Source organism: Bacillus sp. OTU530 (assembly GCF_038440375.1).
On record NZ_JASATP010000010.1, the window covers coordinates 1 to 25040 of the forward strand.

The 25040-nt window shown below is 38.8% G+C and carries 22 protein-coding genes and 1 pseudogene; 4 read left to right on the plus strand and 19 right to left on the minus strand.

The annotated features are described in order from the left end of the window. Positions 1 to 117 precede the first annotated feature (117 nt). From AAHB12_RS09565 to AAHB12_RS09575, 3 genes are all read right to left on the minus strand, one after another. On the minus strand, positions 118 to 297 hold the full coding sequence (locus AAHB12_RS09565) for a hypothetical protein (protein WP_342045146.1): 180 nt from the start codon (positions 295 to 297) through the stop codon (positions 118 to 120). A gap of 890 nt (positions 298 to 1187) precedes the next feature. Continuing rightward, on the minus strand, positions 1188 to 1925 hold the full coding sequence (locus tag AAHB12_RS09570) for a GIY-YIG nuclease family protein (RefSeq protein WP_342045147.1): 738 nt from the start codon (positions 1923 to 1925) through the stop codon (positions 1188 to 1190). A gap of 145 nt (positions 1926 to 2070) precedes the next feature. Continuing rightward, entirely contained in the window at positions 2071 to 2856 is a 786-nt protein-coding gene (locus tag AAHB12_RS09575) for a putative phage abortive infection protein (protein WP_342045148.1), read from the minus strand. Positions 2857 to 3173: 317 nt separating this feature from the next. Here AAHB12_RS09575 and AAHB12_RS09580 point away from each other — a divergent pair, with 317 nt between their 5' ends. Next, entirely contained in the window at positions 3174 to 4307 is a 1134-nt protein-coding gene (locus tag AAHB12_RS09580) for a site-specific integrase (RefSeq protein ID WP_342045149.1), read from the plus strand. Positions 4308 to 4371: 64 nt separating this feature from the next. Here the strand turns inward: AAHB12_RS09580 and AAHB12_RS09585 are convergent, their stop codons facing one another. From AAHB12_RS09585 to AAHB12_RS09600, 4 genes are all read right to left on the minus strand, one after another. Further along, complete coding sequence (locus tag AAHB12_RS09585) at positions 4372 to 7464, minus strand: SMC family ATPase (RefSeq protein ID WP_342045150.1); 3093 nt, start codon at positions 7462 to 7464, stop codon at positions 4372 to 4374. Further along, entirely contained in the window at positions 7461 to 8618 is a 1158-nt protein-coding gene (locus AAHB12_RS09590; RefSeq protein ID WP_342045151.1) for an exonuclease SbcCD subunit D, read from the minus strand. The genes AAHB12_RS09585 and AAHB12_RS09590 overlap by 4 nt, the downstream gene beginning before the upstream one ends. A gap of 18 nt (positions 8619 to 8636) precedes the next feature. Next, positions 8637 to 8876: a DUF2584 family protein gene (locus tag AAHB12_RS09595; protein ID WP_129726462.1), complete on the minus strand. Its 240-nt coding sequence runs from the start codon at positions 8874 to 8876 to the stop codon at positions 8637 to 8639. Positions 8877 to 9041: 165 nt separating this feature from the next. Then, positions 9042 to 9230, minus strand: a complete 189-nt coding sequence (locus AAHB12_RS09600; protein WP_129726463.1) for a hypothetical protein — start codon at positions 9228 to 9230, stop codon at positions 9042 to 9044. Between the two features lie 295 nt (positions 9231 to 9525). Between AAHB12_RS09600 and AAHB12_RS09605 the strand changes: the two genes are divergently transcribed. Next, entirely contained in the window at positions 9526 to 10401 is an 876-nt protein-coding gene (locus AAHB12_RS09605; RefSeq protein ID WP_342045241.1) for a cation diffusion facilitator family transporter, read from the plus strand. A gap of 345 nt (positions 10402 to 10746) precedes the next feature. Here the strand turns inward: AAHB12_RS09605 and AAHB12_RS09610 are convergent, their stop codons facing one another. The 5 genes from AAHB12_RS09610 to AAHB12_RS09630 form a co-directional block, all read right to left on the minus strand. Continuing rightward, positions 10747 to 11376: a phosphatase PAP2 family protein gene (locus tag AAHB12_RS09610; RefSeq protein WP_342045152.1), complete on the minus strand. Its 630-nt coding sequence runs from the start codon at positions 11374 to 11376 to the stop codon at positions 10747 to 10749. A gap of 72 nt (positions 11377 to 11448) precedes the next feature. Next, complete coding sequence (locus AAHB12_RS09615; protein WP_342045153.1) at positions 11449 to 12213, minus strand: sporulation protein; 765 nt, start codon at positions 12211 to 12213, stop codon at positions 11449 to 11451. Then, positions 12195 to 13010, minus strand: coding sequence for a serine/threonine protein kinase (locus tag AAHB12_RS09620; RefSeq protein WP_342045154.1), 816 nt, complete (start codon positions 13008 to 13010; stop codon positions 12195 to 12197). Before AAHB12_RS09620 ends, AAHB12_RS09615 begins: the two co-directional genes overlap by 19 nt. Next, entirely contained in the window at positions 13010 to 13201 is a 192-nt protein-coding gene (locus AAHB12_RS09625) for a hypothetical protein (RefSeq protein ID WP_129726467.1), read from the minus strand. The genes AAHB12_RS09620 and AAHB12_RS09625 overlap by 1 nt, the downstream gene beginning before the upstream one ends. Positions 13202 to 13319: 118 nt before the next feature. Beyond that, positions 13320 to 13496: a YozD family protein gene (locus AAHB12_RS09630; RefSeq protein ID WP_129726468.1), complete on the minus strand. Its 177-nt coding sequence runs from the start codon at positions 13494 to 13496 to the stop codon at positions 13320 to 13322. Positions 13497 to 13652: 156 nt separating this feature from the next. On the opposite strand from AAHB12_RS09630, the gene AAHB12_RS09635 reads away from it, so the two are divergent. Continuing rightward, positions 13653 to 13835, plus strand: coding sequence for a DUF3930 family protein (locus AAHB12_RS09635; protein ID WP_342045155.1), 183 nt, complete (start codon positions 13653 to 13655; stop codon positions 13833 to 13835). A gap of 6 nt (positions 13836 to 13841) precedes the next feature. Here the strand turns inward: AAHB12_RS09635 and AAHB12_RS09640 are convergent, their stop codons facing one another. The 5 genes from AAHB12_RS09640 to AAHB12_RS09660 form a co-directional block, all read right to left on the minus strand. Then, complete coding sequence (locus AAHB12_RS09640; protein ID WP_129726469.1) at positions 13842 to 14504, minus strand: hypothetical protein; 663 nt, start codon at positions 14502 to 14504, stop codon at positions 13842 to 13844. 424 nt (positions 14505 to 14928) lie between these two features. Then, on the minus strand, positions 14929 to 15144 hold the full coding sequence (locus AAHB12_RS09645; protein ID WP_342045156.1) for a YozE family protein: 216 nt from the start codon (positions 15142 to 15144) through the stop codon (positions 14929 to 14931). Positions 15145 to 15338: 194 nt separating this feature from the next. Further along, positions 15339 to 17447 (minus strand): ATP-dependent Clp protease ATP-binding subunit, encoded by a 2109-nt coding sequence (locus AAHB12_RS09650; RefSeq protein WP_342045157.1) that lies wholly within the window; start codon positions 17445 to 17447, stop codon positions 15339 to 15341. A gap of 222 nt (positions 17448 to 17669) precedes the next feature. Further along, on the minus strand, positions 17670 to 17849 hold the full coding sequence (locus AAHB12_RS09655) for a small acid-soluble spore protein H (protein WP_129726472.1): 180 nt from the start codon (positions 17847 to 17849) through the stop codon (positions 17670 to 17672). A gap of 346 nt (positions 17850 to 18195) precedes the next feature. Continuing rightward, positions 18196 to 19638 (minus strand): glycoside hydrolase family 1 protein, encoded by a 1443-nt coding sequence (locus AAHB12_RS09660; protein ID WP_342045158.1) that lies wholly within the window; start codon positions 19636 to 19638, stop codon positions 18196 to 18198. 308 nt (positions 19639 to 19946) lie between these two features. Here AAHB12_RS09660 and AAHB12_RS09665 point away from each other — a divergent pair, with 308 nt between their 5' ends. Then, positions 19947 to 20591, plus strand: coding sequence for a glycosyltransferase (locus AAHB12_RS09665; protein WP_342045159.1), 645 nt, complete (start codon positions 19947 to 19949; stop codon positions 20589 to 20591). Positions 20592 to 20793: 202 nt separating this feature from the next. Here the strand turns inward: AAHB12_RS09665 and AAHB12_RS09670 are convergent, their stop codons facing one another. Then, entirely contained in the window at positions 20794 to 21570 is a 777-nt protein-coding gene (locus tag AAHB12_RS09670) for a DUF3959 family protein (RefSeq protein ID WP_342045160.1), read from the minus strand. Between the two features lie 333 nt (positions 21571 to 21903). Next, positions 21904 to 24816, minus strand: a pseudogene (locus tag AAHB12_RS09675) (PAS domain S-box protein); the annotation flags it as partial. Between the last annotated feature and the right edge of the window lie 224 nt (positions 24817 to 25040).

Genomic DNA, 25040 nt, shown 5'->3' on the forward strand with positions numbered 1-25040 from the left:
AAGACGAATTCTTTATCTGAAACTTCACTATTCCTAACTATGTGTTGTGGTATTTGAATCTTAAATTCATTGCTCATATAATCATTCTCCTTTGTCTAATTGTCTAAGTATTTGATATTAACCCTGTTTAACGTGCTGCTTGATAATTTCGTTGACTTCATCTGTACGAAAATACTGCCAGAAGCGTCTCCCATCATTGCTTATAGCGGTACAAATGAAGCTGATATTGTTAGCCTTCAATTTGTTTTTCAACGCTAGATCGTAGCAGAAGAAAAGCATATTCTTGTTTAATTGCATTGTCCTCACCTCCCCTCAAATTTTTTCAAAAACAGCTTGCATTTCCCCTGAAATGCTTTATAATATGGATATAAGTTAAGTAAGTATATTCAATTATCAAAGGACAGAAAAAAACAAATAGATACATAGAAACATGCTGAAAAGTACACACCCCGTCAAATTTGACGCAGGTATAGATACTAAAACGATAGCATGTTGTTTGTCGTTTGTACATACCAAATAATCATAAATACTAGACTCCTAAATGTGGGAGTCTTTTTATTTTTTAATTTTCTTCTGTTCACTCCTCCATTTTAACCAAAATTCCGCAAAATCGCACATATCCTCCTTCTCAACACTCGTCAATTTAAAGTCGGTAACTGGCAGTATAACCCATCAGAGGTTCTGTCAGCAACTCTGTTTGTAGGGAGGCTCAAATTTGAGGAGCCTCTGGTAGCGATGTTTTACCTTGTTTCTCCCTATGTTGGCAAGTATAGACACCCATTATCAAATATACAAGATAAGGTTAAAAAATTTTTTCGAATCGCTAATTTGATGCTCCTCAGTGATCCCTTCTGTAGGTTACTATTTCCAAAAATAGGCGTACTGTCAATGAAGAAGCTCAAAAAGATTTACTTAAAATGGGGATTTTACACTACTGTACTTCTTCATCCTCACTGTTCAACTTTGGACTGTGAGATGGAGTGTCAGATCAGCCCCTCATATTTGAGGGGGATTTAAAATCATCCCCCTTCTTCATACTATAGATTGCATAGGATCAGATGCAGATTGAATTCAATGATTATAATTCGAGATATCACCAACATTCCGAAAATTTTGTACGCTTAGTATATTTTTTATAAAAAAAAGCCAAACCCCTGTATGCTAAGGAATTTAGCTATGTAAAGTTATTATTTCTTCTTTTTGTTAACCTTTTGGTATTTCTTTATAACTGTCATGAAATTTTGTTGAAAATTTGGGTTGCGTGGTAATTCGAATTCTTTGAATAATTTTAAAATGAAAATCATTCTTTTTTTGTCGTTAGTAAGGGTCGAAAACACTTCTGTTCCTTTTATCCTATCTAAGATTAAATCCGAAACTTTTTCATAGTCGTTATTTCTGAAAATAGGTTTATCTAATATAGTACCTTCAACTCTATTATAGCCGTATGAAAACGCATCATAAGCCCTTATGGAATTATCTTCTAACTCGTTTAGCAATGAAAATGATGTATTCTCTAAAGGTATTAAACTAATACTAAATCCATCCCCTAAACTATAATCCTTATGTACTCCAGGATTTCCTTCATTTATAAGAAAATGCTGGTAAGCCCTGTCGAATACTCTTTCTGCTTTTCCAACATAATAAATATCTTTTACACAATTATGTATGATATAAATACCGGAGAAATTCTCAATCCCTTGTTGTTCTCTTTTATTTTCATTTCTAAGTTCGAGTAATTCCTCTGGAGTAACTTTCATCAGTTTATCTCTTAGATCATCTAACTCCTTTCTTACATTTTCCCTATTTTTATTTCGTTCATACTCCGTTTCCTTTTTATAAAAATATGAGGGAGCCACTTGAAAAAGTTCAGGATCATAATCACTGAAAACTTCTCTTATCCAAACTAATTCTTCTTCTGTAAACATATGATCACCTTCCCAGACATTCATTTAGTATCCGTTTCAACTAACTTAGTTTTGTACAATTCTAAAAGAGTGAAATGCAATAGTAAAATACGAAACGCAAAGGGAAATTCAATTCAGTGTCTTCTATATGGTTGGTAAAACATTCCTATAGCAGTTCAAAGTGAGTTGCTTTAATCAAATCTTCTGCTTTAAAATGATCATCAAAAAAGTTATACTTTATTATTAAATCTTTAAAATCCTTGTCCTCAACGTTCAATGCATTATAAAATAATAGTTTTAATTCATAAGGAGATAGTTGGGCTTTCAATATTGCTATATATTCCTTTTTATCTTCAAAACTAATTTCATTTTTATCTATCCATTTAACAATTCTATATAAGTTTCTAAAATAATGACCCAATGCATATTCATACGATGTCCAAAAATGATTATATGCAGTTTGAATTACTTCTAGTTCGCCTTCTACTGTTTTAGAGTGGTTTTCCATAGTGCGTAAAAATTGGTTATAATCCCCTACGAATTGGTTGTATAAAACTAGTAATCCTCGTTTACCTTCCCATTCTTCTAAGTGAGAGCTACTAATTCGTATTGAACGCACAGTATCGTTGTAAAGAGAAAGCATATTAAAAAATGTACTTTCAAATCTTTGGATTTTCATTGTATTATTAGCTATCTGAGATTCTGTTCTTGCTGCTATAAGTTCCTTTTTTTGAGCTATATATGTTGCAAATAACAATAGAATTGTCGCTAAATTAAAGAACGCTAATGTTGAGCCTCCAATAAAATCACCTACGGGTCCTAGTGCAGCTAATCCTGAATAATCATCGTACTGCCTATACCAAGATCGGATAATAATAGGCATAATAATAGCTACCACAACAAACACAACTGCAAATCCCATTAACCAGTTTTCCAATGATTTTTTTATCAAAACTCTTCCTCCTCATCAAACTTAACCAACTTTATTTCACCATATTATAACAATTTTAAGCTGTATTGTACTAGCCAAATAACTCCCTAGTTGCAATACATCACCAGAACGCTCATCTTGGCGAATTTCATGAGTTATTATCGTCTGAGACTTTTTATACAGACCCAACAAAAACATGCCCAAATACGAACGTGGTCGATTAAAACGACCTCAGATTCGGTTCCTTTTCTCATGTGTATCAACTATGTTAAAATACAAGCATATGGAAGCCTTTTACAACTCCGATATCCCTAGAAAGTATAAGGAGGTAGGATTTTGTGAAAGGAAGTATAAAACAAAATAAACAGACTGGAAGATTTGACTTTATTATTGATGCAGGGAAAGATCCGTTGACGGGAAAACGGAAACAAATTAGACGAAGAGGGTTTGTTTCGAGACGCGAGGCAGCAGAAGAAATGGCAAGAATAAAGGTCGAGTTATCAAATGATGATTTTCTGAAATTATCTCATATGACTTACGAAACATTCATGGAGCAGTGGTTCAAAGAAAGAAAAAATCAGTTAAACAAATCTACGTATCGAGCAAACTACACGCATTATAAAAACATCATTAAGCCTTATCTAGGGCATTTTAAAATGCAAGACCTTACGACCATGCATTTACAACATTACATTACACAATTGATTGACGAAGGGCATTATTCAGAAGGAACGATTAACTTAGTTTTTAGTTTTATTAGGACATCGTTAAAACGGGCTAAAGTACTCAAGTTAATCAAAAACAATCCAGCTACGGATGTTGTTTTACCTCGGATTCCTAAAAAAGAGATGGGAGTTTGGAGTTTAGATCAAGTGAATTATTTTTTAAAGGAAAGTAAGAATGTTGAGAATGCAACACGCTTTCACATCAGTTTTTTGATAGCTGTGTTCACTGGAATGCGTCAAGGGGAAATTCTAGGCTTACGCTGGAAAGATGTCGACTTGGAGAACAACTTAATTTACATCAGACAGACTCTATCGGAAGCAAAAGAATTAAGATACGGTGCTAAAAACAAAAGTAGTATGCGGACTATTCACATTCCGAACATTTTGGTGGAAGAACTAAAATCTCATCGACAACTTATAGATCACGAAAAACTTAAAGCTGGTGATAAATATATCGATTTAGACTTAGTTCTCCCCTCAAAATACGGTACTCCTTTAGACCAACGTAGCATACGCAGATCATTTTATCATGTAACTGAAAAATTGGGATTACCTCGTATTAGATTCCATGATTTACGACATACGCATGCTACGTTATTAGTCCAACAGAATGTCAACGTAAAGTTAATTTCAGAAAGACTTGGACATGCTGACATCGGAACTACCCTTAATACGTACAGTCACGTATTGCCAGAGATGCAACGCACCATTTCTGAAAAACTCGACGATATATTCAAAAAAATGTGACCAAAAATGTGACCGCTGGTAAATGTGATCAATTTCGTAACCAATTTTACGACCATTAGTATGACTATACCTGTATCACAAACCGTGTTCGACTACAGCCATCCTTCTGTTTTGTTACTTCCAAAACAGCTGGAAGCGCATGTTTTAACTCTTGCACGTGGGAGATTACACCAATCAGACGACCCGACTTTTGTAAGTCTATTAGCGTGTCGATTGCCTTTACAAGCGATTCTTCATCAAGAGATCCGAAGCCCTCATCAATAAACATCGTTTCGATGGAAATGCCTCCCTCATAAGATTGAATCACATCTGCCATCCCGAGCGCCAGACAAAGAGATGCGTTGAACTTTTCACCGCCAGATAATGTTTTTACATCGCGCGTTTGTCCGGTATACGCATCATACACATCTAGTCCGAGACCGCTTTGACGAAGTCTCTTTTCCACCCTATCGCTTCTTTTTAAATAAAACTGACCGTTTGAAAGCTTACGAAGCCGCTCATTTGCCGCCTGCACAATATGCTCTAAATATTCAATAAGGATATATCGTTCAAAAGAAATCCGGCTCTCATTATCGCCTTTGACAGCCTCATACAAATCAACAAGCTCATGAAAAACAGTTTCTTCTTCTTGAATGTCCTCATCAATTCTGCTAATATTCTCTGCAGTTTGTTTTATATATTGAAGGGTCATCATTGTATGCTGACGCTGTTCCTTCGTTTGTTCTGCTTGTTGTCGCAGTTCTTCGATTGTCCCCAGTAATTCCTCTACATTAGTTCGTTTTTCATTCGTTAGCTCACTGCGCAACTCCTCGATTTGTTTGGAAAGCAACTGTACTGCTGAATAGTATGACTCGATTGTTTGCTGCAGGGACAGAATTTGCTCTTGGGGCCTTTTCGCAGCTTGATAAGCGGCTTCATCTATGAAACTGGCCTGCCGCAGGCTTGCCGCAAAACGCTCATATCGTTGACTTTTTTGCTCTTGAGCTTCCTTTAGCTGCCGCAGCGCGGAGCCATAGTCTGCTTGGATTTGAAATCCTTCCTTTGTCACTTGCTCATACTGCTGCTCTGCTAGCTTCCAGCTCTCCTCCAACGTCTGAATCAAACTCTCTGCTTCTTGATATTTGCTGTTCCACATACTCATATTGGAAATATGCGCTGGAATTCTCGTTTGATCATGCTTATAGGCAACCTGCTCCTCCATGTACGAACGCTCCATATGCTGCAGGTGAGCTTCGATTTGTCCTTTATCGTTCTGCAGCTTTTCTATATGCGCCTCGAGCTCTTGGATTTTTAGCTTTATATCATTCCGTATAGTTTCCTTTTGCCTCAAGATCTCAATTTTTTCAGACAATTGTGTTCCTTTTTTCATGAGCATCTCATATTCTTGTGTAGCTTCGGCACGATGATAGCCGCGTTCTTCAATCTCCCGTGCCTTGTTTTCACAATCCTTGCTTGCCGAGTGCCAGATTCCCTCGTATTGAAAATACTCTTTCTCCGCCTGCTCCCGCTTGCTGCGAAGCTGTTGCAGTTCATCCTTATGAATTCCCTGTTCACGGAATACCGCTTTATTCGGGTGGGAAGTACTTCCACATACAGGACAATGACAACCGTCCTCTAGCTGCAGCGCAAGATGTCCAGCCTGTTCTGCAAGCCATGCCTTTTCAGCTGCTTCATATTTCCTTTGCCACTGCTCGGCCACACTCTTCGCCTGTAATAGATGAGCCTCTTGCTCTTTCACATATTGCGAAGCTTCCAGGTATACTTTGAGCGCTTTAAAATCCTCCCGTAATGCCGCTCGCTCTTCAAGCATTGCCGCATAGTCACGTAACAACTCATCAAGCTGTTGCAGCGCTTGAGTTAGATTCTTACGTTGTTCTAAGCTTCTTTGTTCCTCTTGGACAACAGCCTGAAGCCGCTCTTTCTCCTTTTGCAGCTTCTTCTCTGTTTCCTTTAGCTGCAGCTCTTTGGAGGCGAAGGTTTCTAAAATAGGCTTTAGCTCTGTCAAAGCTTCTCTGTTTCGCTTTGCTTCCTCACGCAGCGGTTCCTTCATTTTTTCAGCGTTGTACAATTGCTCAGTCCTTTGGAAACGCTGCTCTATTTCTGTTTGTTTCCCGTGCAGCATAGCAACCCTTGCTTCTGCTTGCCCAGCGATGTGAACAGCCTCCAGATATGTGTCCTCAAATGGCACAAGACGGTTTGCCTTCTCGCCAAGCTGCAGTTCCTGCTGCTTTTGCTCCATCACTTGACGATCAAGAAGCAGCTGTTCATAGCGTTCTTCCTTCAACTGTAAATCTAGTAATCTATCATTGACTGCTTTAGCCCTATGATAGAATTCCTCTTTTTCCGCAAGCTCCTTTACTTGCAATTCCGTCTTCTTTGTCAATGCTGCCAATAGACTTTGATAAAAGGCCTGTTCTTCTTCTAAGGCTTGCAGCACTTGATAGCTGTTTACACTCTCTTGTTCTGTAAGCTCTTTTAAAAAAGACGACTCACGTACAGGAAGCTGCATCGCGTTCCGTATATAAATATCGCGTTCCTTCCTCTTGCCCTGCAGCTTGTCGTGCAGTGCCTTCCGTTTCCCATCCAATAGCTCCCTCATAAGCTTATAGCGGTCTGTTTTAAAAATACGGCGCAAAATCTCCTCTTTATTTTCTGTTTCAGAAGTCAGCAGCTTACGAAATTCCCCTTGCGGAAGCATTACAATTTGACTAAATTGATGCTTATTTAGACCTAGCAGCTCTTCTACCTTTCGGTTGATATCGGTCACGTGAACACGGTCCACGCACGGCACCTGCTCTTCTCCAACAATTTCGTAAAATTCAATCGTTCCGCCTGTTGCCGTTTTATTTCCTTTCTTTTTATGCGCCATTTGCCTCATAATCCGATATACCCGGTCTCTAATAGCAAATATAAGCTCAACGCTCGTATGCACATGATCCTCAGCAAAGTGACTGCGCAGCATAACAGCATCATTCCGCTCTTCACCGCTTGCTTCTCCATAGAGCGCATAACAAATCGCATCAAAGATTGTTGTTTTTCCAGCACCTGTGTTCCCTGAAATTGAAAATAAGCGATGCTCACCCAATTCTTCAAAATCCACAATTTCCTTCCCTTTATATGGTCCGAACGCATTCATAATAAGTCGAATCGGCTTCATCGTCGCCCTCCTTCCCGCTCACGTACTTCGTCTAGCACTTCTAAAAAAATTTGCTGCTTCACATCTGACAATTCGTTCCCCCGCATTTCTCTATAAAAGGCCTTTAACAAGGACATATCATCCATTTGATGACGGGATGCAGCTGCTTCTCCTGTATCTGTCTTTCCTTGCTTATGCAAGACTCGTTCGACATGCATTGCATTCGGATACACAGTGCGAATTTTCTCCATTGGTTGCAAAACAGGATTTTCATCCAATAATCTTACAAATACATAATCTGCACAAATTTCATGACGCAGCAGCTCATCTAGCTTAGCTTCCACAGTTCTCATCTCACGCAGCGGCTTCAGTTCCCGCTTTTCTATCGTGATATCCCCTTGTCCATTCAATTCCACAATATAAAAACCCTTTTTATGGTGTTCTTCCGAAATGGAATATTTCATAGGCGAGCCCGCATACCGAATTTTCTCCTCACGTATGTAATGGGCCTGATGCAAATGCCCAAGTGCCGTATAATGAAAGTGCTTAAAATAATGACTATTCACATATTCAGCGCCACCTATTGATAACGGTCTCTCGCTTTCACTCGTATTCTCCTCCATCTCTCCCGATGGCGTTACAAAGGCATGTCCAACAAAAATATGGCGAGCTTCCTGGTCCATTGTTTCAGCAATCGTATTTACAAGAATACGCATTGCATCATCATGACTACGCACATCATCATTTTTTAATTTATATCGAACAACACTTGGATCTGCATATGGAATTAAATGAATATGAACCTTCCCGTGCTCATCCACAAGCTCTACTGGTTCATACGGATATTGAAACTGTCCAGCAAGATATAAACCTTGCGCCTTCATCAACTCGCTTCCGAAATGGATCCGATCGGGACTATCGTGGTTTCCCGCAATTGCAAACACAGGAGTTTGTAAATCAATCGTAATCGTTCTTAATGTCCGATTAAGTAAATCAACAGCCTCAGTCGGAGGAATAGCCCGGTCATACAAATCCCCCGCAATGATAACAGCGTCAGGCCTCTCCAGCCGAATGGCTTCTACAAATTGATTCAGTACAAACTCCTGGTCCTCTGTCATATACACACCATGAATTAATTTTCCTAAATGCCAATCTGCCGTATGAAAAAACTTCATGCCTTCTCTCTCCTCATCTTAGTTGACAGAATGAAGAGAAACGAGTTGATAACGGAGAATCGTTTTTCCTTCATTCCAAACAATCATTTTCGGTACAGCCTTCCCGACTGCTTCTTTTTCAGTTTTATATATAGGTACTGTCTCTTCTAATGGGTATACATGATAACCATCAAGCCGAAGTTCAAATAAATTGTCCTCTGCGTCAACACGCACTTCTAAATCATGAGAAACGATATGGGTATGCATTTCAAAATTCATTTGCTTCATCCCCTTTATTTTACAGTTCTTCTTATTAATCTTATCTCGTCAAAGAACAGATGACAAGATAAGAGAAAGTACAAGTCTTCTCACTACGTTTGTTTTATAAATTCCCCTTATGCCAAATTGCCTTTACAGCATAAAAGCACCCCGAAGGATGCTCTCTTATCTGTACAGTTTTAAAGCTTTTAGGTCCTTTAAAATCTGATGATATGATCCTTCAATCCCTTCTTTAACATGATCCAGTTCTGCTGCGCTCTCCTTTAGGATATCAACATTTTCCCGTATCCTTCTCAAAGCATCAACAAAACATTGATCCCTTTCACTTTGTGTAATAACCCATTGTTTTTTCAATCCCCGCCATCCCCCTTCCTTAATCCTATTGTATTTTGACTGCATGGGCGAATTTCCATTTAATTGACTTTATGTTTGTATCAAAATATAAACATCGTCCACTTACACACTTATATGTTTACATAATAATATTATTATCAACCTCATATAAAATCTGAGATGTTGCCTCTCCGAAACACTCTTATCCTGCTCCTAAAAAACTACTTTTGCACAACAATGTTTGTATAGACCCACTCAATTCTTATCTGTTACTCTTATACAGGAACATTTTTGCGAAAGGTTGTGTGATATGCACATGGAAGCATATTCTCATAAAAAAGCAGACCACGGTGCGATTGTTAGTATTGCCGCCTACATATTTTTATCAGCAATAAAGCTGACTGTGAGCTACATTACCGCATCAAGCGCTCTTCGCGCAGACGGCCTGAACAACTTAACAGATATCGGGGCATCCCTCGCCATACTAATCGGCTTGAAAATTTCTAGAAAACCACGTGATCATAATCACCCATACGGTCATTCCCGTGCCGAACAAGTCGCTTCTCTAGCAGCTTCCTTTATTATGGCAAGCGTAGGAATTGATGTAATGATTGGAGCCGTGCGTTTATTCTTTCAAAGTGAACAAACAACACCTAGTGTAACAGCAGCATGGGTAGCTATATTTTGTGCGGTCGTAATGTACGGCGTATATTTATACAATATGGCTCTTGCAAGGCGAACAAAAAGCAAAGCACTTGAAGCCGCGGCAAAGGATAATCTTTCCGATATGCTTGTTAGCATTGGCACAACAATTGGCATCATTGCCTCCCAATATGGGGTACCGATGCTTGATCCAATTGCAGCACTTATCGTTGGGATTATCATCTGCAAAACAGCATGGGATATATTCAAAGATGCTTCTCATTTATTAACAGACGGCATTGATCCGGGTGAGATGGAATTATATAAACATACAGTAGCTATGGTGAACGGGGTCAATAAAATTACGGACATCAGAGGCCGCATGTATGGAAACGAAGCTTATGTGGACATTACAATTGAAGTAAACGCAACTATGGATGTAATAGAAAGCCACCGCATTACAGATGAAATTGAAGAGCTTCTAAAACAAGAACATCAGATTCTCCATTCCCATATTCACGTAGAACCAAGTAAAACAAAATATCAGTGAACTACCACGAACCTAAAGGCATCGTGGTTTTACGCCCACAAATATAAAGAAAACAGAAGCCTCGCCGATTGGCGAACCTTTATACGAAAATGGAGACGTAAGTGCACTTGCGTTTTATGCTTAAGCTTTTCCACTACGTTAAATTAGCTTATAGCTAAGAATCTATACCTCCTTAAAATAAAAAACAGCTTTAAGATTAGAGGCTGCTGAAACAGTCCTTGCTTTGAGCACATTAAAAAATTTTATTCATATACAAAGAAAAGAAGTTATCCATCTACATGCAGTTGCAGTAGTTGTCTAGCTTCTTTTCTTTGTTAAATAGACTTTTTCAGCATCCTCTTGATGCTAAGCTGTTTTTTTAGAAAAAAATTGATGAAACAAAATGCACAGTATAAGCCAAGCCCCTCCTGCTGCACAACCCGCAAGAATATCAGTAGGATAATGTACCCCTAGGTATACACGGCTTAAAGTAACCGAAAAAATCAACAAGGAAGCCACTGTAATAATAATCGCTTTCTGTCGAAGCTCCAAACGATGCTCTGTAATTGCCAAATAAGCAATAAAGCCGATAAACGCTGTCGCATTCATCGCGTGACCGCTCGGAAAACTATAACCTGTGGCAGTTACAAGTGTATGAATGTCGGGTCGTGCACGCTCAAACCAAGACTTTAGTGCAAAGTTCAAATAACGGGAACCATATAAACTAACAACTAGCAAAGCAACAACTAACCAGCGTTTTCGAATCAAAAAATACAGTGCCAGCAAACAAACAAGCGGCGCATACAATCGAATGGAGCCTATATCTGATATAAGCCTAAAAAACATAGTAAACATGTCATTGCGAAAAGAGTGGATGTATTTACTCACCGCTGTATCAGTATAAACGAGAACTGCTGTTTCATATGTACTCGCCATGCCAATAAAAACACCCGCGCAAAGTATCATCCACTCTAGTAAACGTACGCGTTGTTTCATCACTCTCATCAACCTCGCTCAAATAAAAAATAGAGGGGTTCTTAGCTTCCCCTCTATTTTTTATTTTATGCATTAACAATATTTTTTTATCATCTGTTCTAATCTATGTGCAAGTGTTGCCACATCAGAAGGTGTAACTGTGAAGCGAACACGCGTCTCGTCTAAATCTAGCGCCTCAGAAAATAAGCCTGCTAATCCTTTTGCTTTCCTATCAATCTCCATAATAAACTCCAGCTCATTCAGTGAACGCGGGAAAACAAGGAGCTCTAACTCATCTAGCTTTCGGTAAAACGGACCTGATACAGGTAAAAACTCAAGCTCCTGCGCAAACGGAACGCTGCCTCGCAAACGGTGCGGCAGCTCTTCGCATTCTGCTTGGCGTAATCGGAAGCCAAGGCTCTGTACGGCCTGCATTACGTCGCTCATAAGAGTACCCGGCAGCACTTGAATATAGTCCGTATCGCTTGGATCCATGCTATGTTTAATATCTAACCCCGTACGGATCCATACTTTTTTGAGACCGAATGTTAAAGGTGTTTCAATAGGTAACGTAAAGGAAAATGGCACCTCTCGCTTTTCTCCCGGCTTGATCACAAGGGGATCTGTTAAGCGAATTTTCGCCAAATCCTGTGTAATTGATACTTTTCGGTCATCTGACTCTCGTGTATACGTAGTAGAAAGTGTAAGGTAAATACTATCAACATTTTGTTCAACAGCGCCGCCCGCAATATGGACAATCCCCTTCACTTCTTCTCCCACTGCCCATTCATCGCGCTGCAATACTGTATCAACCTTAGCTGCCCCAATCCCGACACTTGCTAAAAATCTTTGAAACATATACTTCTCTCCTTTTCCATTGTTTCAATATGATTCATCAGTTCCTCTGCATTTTCATACGGTGTTGTTATACGCAGCATACGCATAATTATGCTTCTCCCGTCATGAGATAGGGGCAGCTCTTCATACCAAGGACGTTCCTTCTTTGAAACAGGTGTATAGCCCGAATACAACAAAAAGAGAAGAAAATGTCCTAGCGCATAAAAGTCGCTGCGATAATGAACCTCTCGCATATATTGCTTCTCACCAAAAAAGGTTTCCTCTCTGGTATCCTTCTCACCCATGCGGCAGGCTAAACCAAAATCAACAATATAGATCCGCCCGCCTTCCGTTAAAATATTTGGAATGCGCAAATCTCTATGAATAATACCCTGTTTATGAAAATGCGAAACAATCCTCAAAATATCGTAAATAATGGAAAATGCCCTCTCCTCAGTATACACGTGCTGCTCTTCAAAAATGAGCTGCTCAAATGTTTTTCCCTGTATGTAGGTCATTACAAAAAACGGCTCATCATTCCAAACAAAGGAATGAAACAACTGCGGAATACAAGAATGCTTGATTTCCTGCAAAATTGCTTGCTCATTCTGAAATGATTTTCTTCCCGACGCAAGCTTTTGTTTACTTTTCCGCAGCTGTTTTAGCACCTTTTCTTCCCCTGTGTTCAAATCAGTAACGCGATACGTAAATCCGTAGCTTCCCATGCCAATTACACTTTCGATGCGATAATACAGTAAAACAGTACCCAGTTGCAGCGGTCTATCAAAAATACTGGAGATACGCGAAAAAAACGTCATTAGCTACTAAAGAAGCTAGAAAAAACACTATGGCTTTTATGCTTCTTTTTATAATGACCATGACCATAATGGTGATGATTTCCATGATGGTGATGATTTCCATAATGATGGTGCTTCTTGTAATCACTGCTAGAATAAGAACGATATTTATGACTTTGTCCCAATAAGGCTTTAAGTAATTTCTTTAACATTGCTTCACCTCATTCTCACATTTGTCTCTATTATAACAGTTGTTAGAAGTCGAAGGTTGTTACAATTTCGTAAAACAGAAATGAAAAACGACGAGTGCAACCCGTCGCTACTTCGCTGTTATTCTTCTTCCTCAAAAATTTCATCAATCATGCACTTTTCAAGTAAGTAATCAAATGTGATATCTGCCAGCTCCTCCATTTCCTCCGGCTCTGGCACGTATCCCCTTCGGATTAATTGATTGTAAAAGAATTCGGCAATCTCTTCCGTATCAATGACCACTTCAATTTCTTTCACATTCATCACCCCTTTATTTCTGTTTTATGAGGGAAAATGAAATTTATGTGTACAAACGAAAAAACATTTTTTTAATTGGCTTAGTATGTACCAGTCATATCAAACCATGCCTGTGCATACCCATGTAGTACAAGCTATTAAAGGGGGAACGATGTCGTGGAAAAAAATAGCATGATTGACTGGAAAGCAGAGGAAGACACATCACGTCTGGCCGTATTTGCTAATGAACACTTCGATATGTGGACCGATCGTATGGTAAAAGCTCTCGTTATCTTTTTAACTATAGTGGGCATACCCTTCACAATACATGTGTTATTGCAATTTCTCTTCTCTCTCTAAACATGATTACTTCTTTTTGGTTAGTTTTGTTAAGTAACTGAGAACCAAATCCATCACAATTTTGTACTCTTCATCTTGAAATGTGTGATACAGCTCTCTATAATCATTATATACATCAAGTAAGCCATTAATAATTTCTGTACGGTTGGTTTTAATTCCAACACGTTTAGAATTATTGACAGATTTGAGTTTTTCAAGGTCGAGCTTGTTAATACCTGTTTTGTCATTTTTCAGCTTCTTTAATATACTATTTGCCGCTTGAGCATTTGCTAGGAGTGTAAGATCAGATTCGTCCGCCTCGAGCCATTCACCATCTGTAATGCGAGACAACTCATAAATTGTATCTTCCCATGCATCATTTTTATAACGCCAAACTTCCGTACGATAGCCAACTACCCGAAATACATCCTTTTCATATCCAGTTACCTGGACAAGATCACCGAAGGTAAACTTATAATGCAGTTCAATCCATTCTTTTTCCACATTCCGTCCCTCATAATCTGTTATTAGTTGTAATGTATGCTCCACGTAAATACCATCGTGATTATTCACTTCATATAGATATACACCATCGAGCATCTTTACGTTCGTAATTTTGCCAACGGTTCCATACAATGTAATCACGACTATATCGCCAATGCTATATTTAGGTTGTTTTTTCTTAGTCAATGTATTTCTCTCCTTTTGTGAGTCGTGATTGAAGAGTGCTGTGACGATAACAGTATATGCGCTCGCTGCGAAAACGCTTATTATACACACGTATGTAAAAAAGAATTTTTCGATTTTTTCTAAAGAAAACTCGCCAATTGGCGAGCCCTGTTCTTGGGCGAAGACAGAGGCGTAGTTGCCCTTACACTTTGTTCCTAAAATTTCCTGTTACGTCGAATTTGCTTCAGGTTGGAAATTTATGCTTTCCTACAGTGTAAGAAAACTCACCGCCTGGCGAGCCCTGCTTCCCAGGCGAAGACAGAGACAGCGTTGTCCTTACACCCTCCTTAAAATCTCCACATATATCCAATTGTCTTCTAGCTAAAAGTTTATACTTCTTAAAGTGTAAAAAAAACAGCACACTCTTTGTACGGAGTGTGCTGTTTTATGCTTCTGTAACATAATAATCCCATGCTTCATCAAATATAGCCATAGTCAGCAATAGGCCGCTTAACTCGAGATATGAGCTAATTTCGTCATAATCTGATGATTGCTTCGGAAAGCTATAGTCTTCATAAATTTTAGTTGCAAGCTGCGTCATACTGTCTATTTTACGACCATCCCTGTATTTCATCATGTAATGATAGAATGACTTATTCATAGAAATCTTCTCCTTTTTTGTTTACTTATTATACATGTCGTCCAAGAAAAAAACTAGCATGTATGATGAGGAACAAAAATCGTTCTTGCTTAAAGGATACAACTGTCTAGCTGTTATCGATATAATTGTTGCTCCTTTCAAGCATATATGTAGATAACTGCGCCAAGCAAACAGCTTGGCGCAGCATTTTATCATTATAATTTCGCAACTTGAAGATTACCACCTGCTGCGAACACACGAATCCCCTCCACATTATCCTCCAAAAGAAGATCTGCTACAGCATCTTCTATCTTTTCCTGCATAACGCGGCGCAACGGACGCGCACCGAATGCTGGATGATAGCCGATTTCAGCGATTATTTGCATTGCTTCTTCTTCCACAGCCAGTTCAATGTGCTGTTCATTTAGATTCTCTTGTAGTTCCTTAAATAGAAGTCGAACAATCCTCACTAGGCTTTCTCGTTCCAAATGATTGAATGGAATGATTCCATCAAAACGGTTCAAAAACTCCGGTTTAAAATAAGCAGTTAAGGAATCTAGGAGATTGCTATACTGCTCTTGTCTGGATGCAGCAAATCCAACAGTTGCTTTTTTATCAGTCACACCTGCATTGCTTGTCATAATAATGATTGTATCCTTAAAGTTAACAGTGCGCCCCTGACTATCCGTCAAGCGACCGTCTTCTAATATTTGCAGGAACATATGCTGTACATCTGGATGTGCTTTTTCAATCTCATCAAGCAGAATAAGACTATACGGCTTTCTTCGGATCTTCTCAGTCAACTGACCTGCTTCCTCATGACCAACATAGCCTGGTGGAGAACCGATTAGCTTAGAGACAGAATGTTTCTCCATGTACTCACTCATATCAAGACGAATCATCGCTTCTCGATCACCAAATACTTCCTCTGCCAGCGTTTTAGCAAGTTCTGTTTTCCCAACCCCTGTTGGCCCTACAAATAGGAAGGAGGCTGTCGGTCTTGTTTTAGATTTTAGACCAGCTCGGCCGCGGCGTACAGCCTTTGCCACCTTCTCGACAGCTTGCTCCTGCCCAATTACTCTCTCTGTTAGACGCTGCTGTAGAGTTTGCAGTTTTTGTTGTTCCTGCTGCTGTAGCTTACTTACAGGAATACCCGTTTTTTCTTCAATAATATGTTCAATATCCTGCACGGTTACAACTGCATCTGATTGCTCTGCGCTTTGTAATTTTTCAAGTAAGCTCTTTTCCTCATCGCGAAGCTGAGCTGCTTTCTCATAATCTTCTTTCTCCGTCGCTTTCGCTTTTTCCGCACGAACATGATTTAATGCTAGCTCAAGACTTGCTGCCTCCTTATTGCCTCCGCGCAGATTCACTTTTGAACCAGCTTCATCCAGGAGATCAATCGCTTTATCTGGCAAATAACGGTCCTGAATATAACGATTCGAAAGCATTACGCATGCTTGGATAACCTCATTCGGAATCTGAACTTGATGATAACGTTCATACTGCTCTTTCAAGCCCATTAAAATCGAAATGGCCTCCTTTACAGATGGCTCATTTACCATAACGGGTTGAAAGCGTCTCTCTAATGCCGCATCCTTTTCAATGACGCGATACTCCTTCAAAGTCGTTGCACCAATAACCTGGAGCTCACCGCGTGCCAATGCTGGTTTTAAAATATTCCCCGCATCCATGGAACCTTGAGCAGAGCCCGCCCCTACAATTGTGTGAATTTCATCAATAAACAAAATGATGTTATCGTTTCGCTGCAGCTCCTCGATCAATTGCTTCATACGCTGCTCGAATTGCCCGCGAACCCCTGTATCAGACACTAAGGAAGCAACATCCAGTACGTAAACTTCCTTATTCCGCAATTTAGCTGGAACCTTTCCTTCGACAATGCGCATCGCTAATCCCTCTGCAATCGCAGTCTTACCAACACCAGGTTCCCCAATTAATACAGGGTTATTTTTATTTCTTCGATTCAAGATCTCAATAACTCGATCAATTTCCTTCTCTCGGCCAATAACAGGATCAATACGGCCACGTTTTGCTGCGTCACTTAAATTGCGTGCGATTTGTCCAAGCAAACCGCTTTCCTTTACTGCTTGTCCCTTTTCTTCTTCCATATTCGGCATTCCTTTTGATGCGCCTCCTTCAAATAGATTAAAGAATCCACCAAATGGATTTCCTCCCATTGAGAATACGTTCTGTCTTTCCTTTTCATAGCAAGCATGACAGAGATGCTTTTCACTTTTTTGACCATTTACGCGAATATTTACTAATACAGCAGCCATTTGTTGACCACATGCTTGACATTTCATATCACGCCACTCCTTTTCTATATATATCCATCTATTAAAATGAAAGTCGCTTTTGACTTTGACTATCTTTGACCTTATGTGTAGTCTATTTTAATGATTTTATAATAATTATCAACTGGTATTTTCTGCAACTCCAAAAACCTCCCTATATGTGGGAGGTTTTGCTTGCTATTCTGGTAATGAAATAAGTTGTCTCGATATGAAGGATCTACAGGCTTTCCTTTAATACTCGACTAAATGATCTACCATCACATTTTGCTTCTTTTCTGGCTGATCAAGAGGATAAATTGTAGCAGTTCCATTTTGCTCATCTACCTTCTCGATATAAATTTGATGACCATCAAACGTTACATTTGCCATAACTGGTGAAGCTGCAATGTCTTTTGCACGTTGCTTATCCATGTAATGTTCCCCCTTATGATTTGATACCTGTTATAGTCTTTTCACAACATGTGCTTGTTATTCTTATTTGAAGTAGAAGCTGCGGAAAAAAATCTACGGAGACTGCTGAAGAAAATAAATTGTGGATATACCACTCAATAATTAATTAACACATTGGTCCTATTAGGTTCATCCCGACTAAGACTGAACACAAAAAATCCTGATTCTTACTTACTAATAAGGGAATCAGGATTTTTCCAAAAAACTATTCAGTATGGGAGCTTTTGTTATTAAGACTACCGTACGGCCTATATTGGGATAATCTCATTCAGAAAAAAGAACATTACCTCATTTATAAAATATAAGATTATAGCTCTTCCCCATTCGTTGCAATCACATTTTTATACCAGAAGAAAGACTTTTTCTTCTTGCGTTCCAATGTACCGCTGCCATCATCATGCTTATCAACATAGATAAGGCCATAACGCTTAGAGAACTCGCCTGTTGACATACTTACCAAGTCAATACATCCCCAGCTTGTATATCCCATTAGTTCCACACCATCTTCAATAGCCTCACGCATTGCCTTGATGTGATCACGCAGATAATCAATGCGATAGTCATCGTTAATCGTTCCATCTTCCTCGACTGTATCGATTGCCCCTAGACCATTTTCTACAACAAAGAGCGGAATGCGGTATCTATCGTAAAGCTCGTTTAAAGAAATGCGTAAGCCTGTTGGATCGATTTCCCAGCCCCAGTCACTAGCCTTTAAAAATGGATTTCTTACACCAGACAGAATATTTCCTTGTGCCGCATCTTCTGCTGATTTCACCTTTTTCTCTGTCCGGGACATGTAATAGCTAAAGCCAATATAGTCTACCGTGTTTTCTTTAATTAACTCTAGATCGCCTTCTTGTATTGCCAGCTCGATATTGTGCTCCTTGAAATAACGTTTAATAAAAGCTGGATACTCCCCGCGTACTTGCACATCAGCACAAAAATAATTAAAAAGCTGTTGCTCCCTAAGAGCATACATTACATTTTCAGGGTTGCAATCATAAGCATACACTGGCGCATAAAGAATCATACAGCCAATTTGAGCATCTGGCATCATTTCACGGCATAGTTTTACCGCTGTGCTACTTGCAACGAACTGATGGTGATAAGCTTGGAAAGTAGGCTGATATTTATCTTCTTCTTTTTGAATGGCAAAACCAAGACCCATAATTGGGAAATGTAAACCACTATTAATTTCATTAAACGTCATCCAATACTTCACTTTACCTTGGTAACGGCTGAAAATCGCTTTCACATATCTTTCAAAGAAGGTTACAACCTCGCGGCTTCTCCAACCGCCATATTCTGTTATAAGATTCACTGGCATTTCATAGTGAGAGATGGTAACGATTGGTTCAATTCCGTGTTTATGCAATTCATCAAATACACGATCGTAGAACGCCAAACCATCTTCATTCGGCTCTAATTCATTGCCATTTGGGAAAATGCGTGTCCACGCAATGGACATGCGATATACCTTAAAGCCCATTTCTGCAAACAATGCGATGTCTTCCTGATAACGATGATAGAAATCAATTGCTTCATGGTTTGGGTAGCTATACTTTTCCTTATCAATTTTAAAATCAAAACCAGGTGACAGTAAAATCTTAAGACGCTCTTTACCGCCAGGAAGAACATCGGCAATATTCATTCCTTTGTTGCCTTCATAAAATCCGCCTTCCACTTGGTTAGCAGCCGTTGCTCCGCCCCATAAAAAGCCTTCTGGAAACTTACTCTGTACATGGTTCATATTCCATATCTCCTATCTGCTCATGTATCAGTATGCTGTAATATCTCTCCGTTAAAGATTATAGGTAGTTTCGCGATAAAAATACATAGAGGGTAGTGAATGCGACATATATGCCACCTGATGTCATTTGTTACATCAAAAAAACATGGTGTTTCTTAACAGTAGAGTGCCATATAGGAAATGAAAAAATCATCCAGATTGACTAGTTTCATGAGCTAAAATCAAAGTAATTTTATTTGAGGAATGTAAAAAATCCTATGTACAAATAATACTAAGGATACTTGTTCAATTTGGAAGGAGCCATTTTTATGAAGAAATTATTATTGATGGGATTTATTTTGTTATTTCCGCTAACCATACTGGCTGAACCAATTGGTGCCGTGGCTCAACCACAAGAACATCGCATTAGCCAATCTGAGGTAAAATTCGAAAATGAATTCAGGAAACTTTGGATTGATCATGTATTGTGGACGAGTAATTATATTACAAGTGTAACAACAGCAGGAGCAGAAGACCAAAAGCAGGTGTTGTCAAGACTGCTGAAAAATCAAGAAGATATTGGGAATGCTGTGAAGCCGGTCTACGGGGAAAAGGCAGGGAACAAACTTACGGAGTTGCTTAAGGAACATATTATTATTGCCGGCAAGATTGTAGACGCGGCTAAAGCCGGAAAGAAAGCCTTGGTGAATCAGCTAAACAAAGAATGGTATAAAAATGCTGATGATATAGCAGCATTCCTTAGCAGTGCCAACCCTTATTTAAAAAATGAAAATCTAAAAAAGTTGTTGTATATGCATCTAAAATTGGTGACAAATGACTTATCTGCAAGCTTAGCAAAGGATTGGAATGCAAGAATCGTTGCGATTGATGAAGGGGTCTCACATATAATCCTAATGGCAGATACTATCTCCGCAGGAGTTGTGAAGCAATTTCCGCAGAAGTTTAATAAATAATCTAAAGAATCTCCAGTAGAGTGCTGGAGATTCTTTAGAATTTCCAACTACGTCGAATTGGCTTCCAGCTAGAAATTTATACCTTCTTAAAGTGGAAAATAGGCGTATCCAGCAAAGTGTTGATACGCCTTAAAGCTACATTGTGAAACAACATGCGTCGTCGCATTAGTAATACTTATCTTCAGTTATTTTCAATTCAATATTACATATTAGCCTTTTTCTTTCTTCGCCCCATTCGGGTTTCTCTAGTTTCTTCATGGATAAATTCTGTTTCTATATCTTGTTTCTCTTCTGCTGATCCATACTGCTCCATATTCTCCTCTTGCCTCGAGTCATGCACGCGGGTTGTTTGCTGTACCGGGGATTCATATCGACGAGATTTTGATACTTTAATACCAAACTTCGGTAGACGCGGAATAGGAATTGTAATATTCCATCCCTTTCGCTGTTTTTTTTGTTTCGGTTTATTCGGTTTCCGCCCCTTTTCGCGTTTAGGAGAAGGTTTTGTTATATGTCCCAGCCATCCCCCAAATAAAAATCCAATCCCGAATGGCAGCAAATATATTTGTTCTGACGTAGTTACATACATAATATGCTGCAGCGCTTCTAACGAACCGACCTGTTTTACATCCCATAATAAGAATGCCCATAATCCAAGCAATCCTATCGTAATCGCATACGTACGAAACCGGAACAAAAATGGGATAATAGCAATACATGCCGAGATTTTCATATTTTCCAAGAGGAAACTTGTCGTTATATACGGGTTTCGAAGCAATAACAAGAATGTAATAAATACAGCATATGCTATCCAGCTAAATACTCGCCAATTGGTTTGTTTAGCGAAATAACTTCCCAAACTAATGAAAAATAACAATCCTCCCATAACTAGTGATAATGTAAGAGGGAATTGTTTCATAACACCTGCAATTGGAAACAGGCAGCTGAGTACCATTAACAGTACATCCAGTTTCTTCACACTTCTCCATTCCTTTCAAGTTACTATCTGTCCTACTTTTACATTATAAAGAATTTCGAAGTAATTTTCTTATCTTTTCTATAATTTTATATTTGTGGGCGTAAAACCACGATACCTTTAGGGTCGTGGTAGTTCACTGTTATCTAGATCTATGGTCTTTTCTGCTTTCATTTTCTCTGATAATCGGTATGACAAACGATTCGGCTCAAGCGCAAAAGCAATAGCCCTTTGTCAACATATCTATCGCTACGGCACCATCCCATCCCTAAAGGAATGGGTTTTCACGCTTCGTTGGCCGCTTCCAGTTCTCTCGAACGCAGCCTTATAATAGGTCGGGAGAATGACATCAACTTTTGTTCCTTTCCCCAGTTCACTTTCAATACATATTTCTCCTCCATGCGCTTCAATTATTTTGTAACAAATCATTAATCCTAAGCCGACTCCTTCTTCTTTAATACTATAAAAAGGTTCTCCAAGATACGGCATACGTTCTTTTGGGATCCCACATCCTTGATCTATAATGCTAACGCATACTTGATGCTCACTAAATTGTTTGACTTGAATTAAAACATCTCCCCCCAGCGGCATTGACTTGATAGCATTTTTCAAGACATTGATAAATACTTGTTTTAATTGGTTCCGTTCAAATGGGATTAAAGGGATCCCCGATTCAAACTCAGTTCTAATTTGGACATTGTGAATATTCCCTTGAGGTTGGAATAAGAGGATAACCTGTTCAATTATCATATACATATCATTAGGCTGAACCTCTACTGCTTGTGGCTTGGCTGCCGCAATAAATTCATTCGTAATGCCTTCTATTTGATTAATCTCTGATAATACCACATCTATGTAATGCTGATGGTTCTCATTTTCAGTTGATTTTAGTAATTGAATAAACCCTTTCATTGCAGTTAAAGGATTGTTCACTTCATGGGCGATTGCGGTGGCTAAATGCCCTACAACAGCAAGCTTCTCCGATTTTCGTAATAATTCTTCCGTTCGCTTCAATTCTGTTATATCGCGTCCTATAATCACAAGTCCCTTACGCTTGCCATCAGCATAAAAAATGGGAACCTTAATAACATCGAAAATAGTTGATTTACCATCAGGTTGTCGAATCACTTGGTTTCGGGTAATACGGCCATTTTCCCACGCTTCTTGATCGGTTTTCTCGCCATGAGAAAGTGTATCTCTAGAAAGTTTATTATACACAGCCAGTTCACTATTTTTTTTTCCATAATAAGGAACATTCTCAAACTGAAAATAAGAAAGAGCAGAATCGTTCGCTTCAAGCCATCTTCCTTCACCATCTTTAAGGATAACCACGTCAGGCATCGCATTAATTAAAGTACGTAATCGTTTCTCGCTTTCTTTCAATGCTTCTTCCATTCGTTTATGCTCCGTAATATCCCTTAAGATGGATACGAAAGCTGTCACATTTCCTTTCGCATTTACAATTGGGGAAACAAAGCTGCTAACATCAATAAGACTTCCATCTTTTCGTTGCCTAATCGTTTCAAACGACATCACATGCCTGTTATTCACTATTTTTTGAAGGATTTCTGTATATTTGGCAACTAAAAAACTGGGAATGATAGGTTTTTTTCTTCCTATTACTTCTTGTTCAGTCCAGCCAAAGACTTCTTCAAATGCTTGATTCACTTTTATGACATTATGCTTTAAGTCGAAAATAATAATAGAATCCACCGTATTTTTAAGAAATAAGTCCAATTGTTGTCTGGTCGATTTCAAATCTTCTTCTATTTGCTTATTTTTGGTAATGTCTTTTACAATTCCATAAACTCCAACAATCTCGTTGTCTATGAAAATAGGGAAATTATTTACCTCTAAATCTATTCGGTATCCATTTTTGTGCCTAACCGCCACCTCATATTCCTGCTGCTTTCCTTTCATTGTTTTTTCTAAATATTCCATTCCCCTTTCCAGGGATTCTGGAAGAAATAGTGATGGAAGCGAAATCTCTTGAAGCTCTTTAACCGTATAACCAATCATTCTTTCCAAAGCCGGATTCACATCCAATAAATTTGCCTGTAAATCACAAGAATAGATTCCGTCAGGATTATGATCAAAAAGAGATTTATAAAAATCGGGCAACTGAATCAACTTTTTCTCCACAGCTTGTTTCCTATCATTAAGATTGCGGATTATAGCCCCGCTATTTAAGCTATTTGTATTTGATAAAGATGGAAGCGTTGCATCCATCACACCTGTGAAGGAAGATTTTGCAGCAAAGTATATGCCCTTAAAACTTGTTAAGGTTGGAGGAATAACATAAACAATGGCACCGATAGACATTCCTCCATAGATATACGGGGTTAGCTCAAAACGCCAGGTCCCATTTAAATGTTCACATTCCCAATACATCCTTGACGTTAAGGGTAATGATCGAGAAGGAATGCTGATCAAGAAATGGTTCGAATCAATCAAACCTTGTTCATATAATAAAGGCGATGCTTTCATCACCTTCCCTCCTCGATCTAAAACGGCTAAACAGGACTTTGACTGCCAAGAAATATTTCTGCTTTGGTAATATTCGAGCAGCTTAAATCGTTCCCACCTTACTTGCTTGCGCAGCATCCCATTTACATCTTGTTCCGCTGAAGCTACGACTGATAAAATATGAGGATGGTTGACTGCCCATAGCCCTGCCATGTTAATGACTCCCAAAGTTTTTTGGGTAGCTGGATCACGGATAGGAGCAGCTGAACATGTCCATTTTTGTAACTCTTGGCAAAAATGTTCTCCAGCAAACACTTGAATCGGAGAACCGATAACAATTGCTGTTCCAATCGCATTCGTACCTGCGTTATGTTCTGCCCAAGATGAACCAGCGACAAAATTCATATCTTCAGCCTTTAACATTAAAGACAAATCTCCTTCTAAGTAAACAATATCGCCGGAAGGGGTGGAAAACGTGACCAAATGGCCAGAATCTATATACATATCCTTTAATTTCGTAAGTACCGGCTTTAAAGTGCGAAATAATGGATCCGTTGACACATATTCCTTAATTTGCTCTTCACTGAGATTGATAGAGGTCTTACTTTGAAGCGGACTGATTCCTTGCTCCAAACAACGTTGCCATGAGTCATACATTAAAGGGCGGATTATTGGGGTTGTGTTATTACCAGAAATAAATTTTTCCCATTCATGTTCCAGCTTTAGCTTTTCTAATTTCGGGCAAGTATACTGATCCAAAGCTATTAGGTTATTCATTACCATAGCTATTCCCCCAAATAAATAATTGTGGTTACAGACTCTTATCCGAATAATACTAATAGAATATTATGGAATTTTCCTAATATTGCGAACAATTAAGATAGGTTGGACATGAAAACGGTGGAAGTTTTCTTTACATTAGTTATTGCTTGTACCTATCATACAAAGGAAATCATTTATTTGTAAACGAAAAGGTTATAAATTTTCTAAAAATTCTGAATATATGT

Bases quoted from the DNA above. Each gene is read 5' to 3' on its own strand.
- AAHB12_RS09565 (WP_342045146.1), bottom strand. From the start codon at position 297: ATGCAATTAAACAAGAATATGCTTTTCTTCTGCTACGATCTAGCGTTG.
- AAHB12_RS09570 (WP_342045147.1), bottom strand. From the start codon at position 1,925: ATGTTTACAGAAGAAGAATTAGTTTGGATAAGAGAAGTTTTCAGTGAT.
- AAHB12_RS09585 (WP_342045150.1), bottom strand. From the start codon at position 7,464: ATGAAGCCGATTCGACTTATTATGAATGCGTTCGGACCATATAAAGGG.
- AAHB12_RS09590 (WP_342045151.1), bottom strand. From the start codon at position 8,618: ATGAAGTTTTTTCATACGGCAGATTGGCATTTAGGAAAATTAATTCAT.
- AAHB12_RS09595 (WP_129726462.1), bottom strand. From the start codon at position 8,876: ATGAATTTTGAAATGCATACCCATATCGTTTCTCATGATTTAGAAGTG.
- AAHB12_RS09605 (WP_342045241.1), top strand. From the start codon at position 9,526: ATGGAAGCATATTCTCATAAAAAAGCAGACCACGGTGCGATTGTTAGT.
- AAHB12_RS09610 (WP_342045152.1), bottom strand. From the start codon at position 11,376: ATGAAACAACGCGTACGTTTACTAGAGTGGATGATACTTTGCGCGGGT.
- AAHB12_RS09615 (WP_342045153.1), bottom strand. From the start codon at position 12,213: ATGTTTCAAAGATTTTTAGCAAGTGTCGGGATTGGGGCAGCTAAGGTT.
- AAHB12_RS09620 (WP_342045154.1), bottom strand. From the start codon at position 13,010: ATGACGTTTTTTTCGCGTATCTCCAGTATTTTTGATAGACCGCTGCAA.
- AAHB12_RS09625 (WP_129726467.1), bottom strand. From the start codon at position 13,201: ATGTTAAAGAAATTACTTAAAGCCTTATTGGGACAAAGTCATAAATAT.
- AAHB12_RS09645 (WP_342045156.1), bottom strand. From the start codon at position 15,144: ATGAATAAGTCATTCTATCATTACATGATGAAATACAGGGATGGTCGT.
- AAHB12_RS09650 (WP_342045157.1), bottom strand. From the start codon at position 17,447: ATGAAATGTCAAGCATGTGGTCAACAAATGGCTGCTGTATTAGTAAAT.
- AAHB12_RS09655 (WP_129726472.1), bottom strand. From the start codon at position 17,849: ATGGATAAGCAACGTGCAAAAGACATTGCAGCTTCACCAGTTATGGCA.
- AAHB12_RS09660 (WP_342045158.1), bottom strand. From the start codon at position 19,638: ATGAACCATGTACAGAGTAAGTTTCCAGAAGGCTTTTTATGGGGCGGA.
- AAHB12_RS09665 (WP_342045159.1), top strand. From the start codon at position 19,947: ATGAAGAAATTATTATTGATGGGATTTATTTTGTTATTTCCGCTAACC.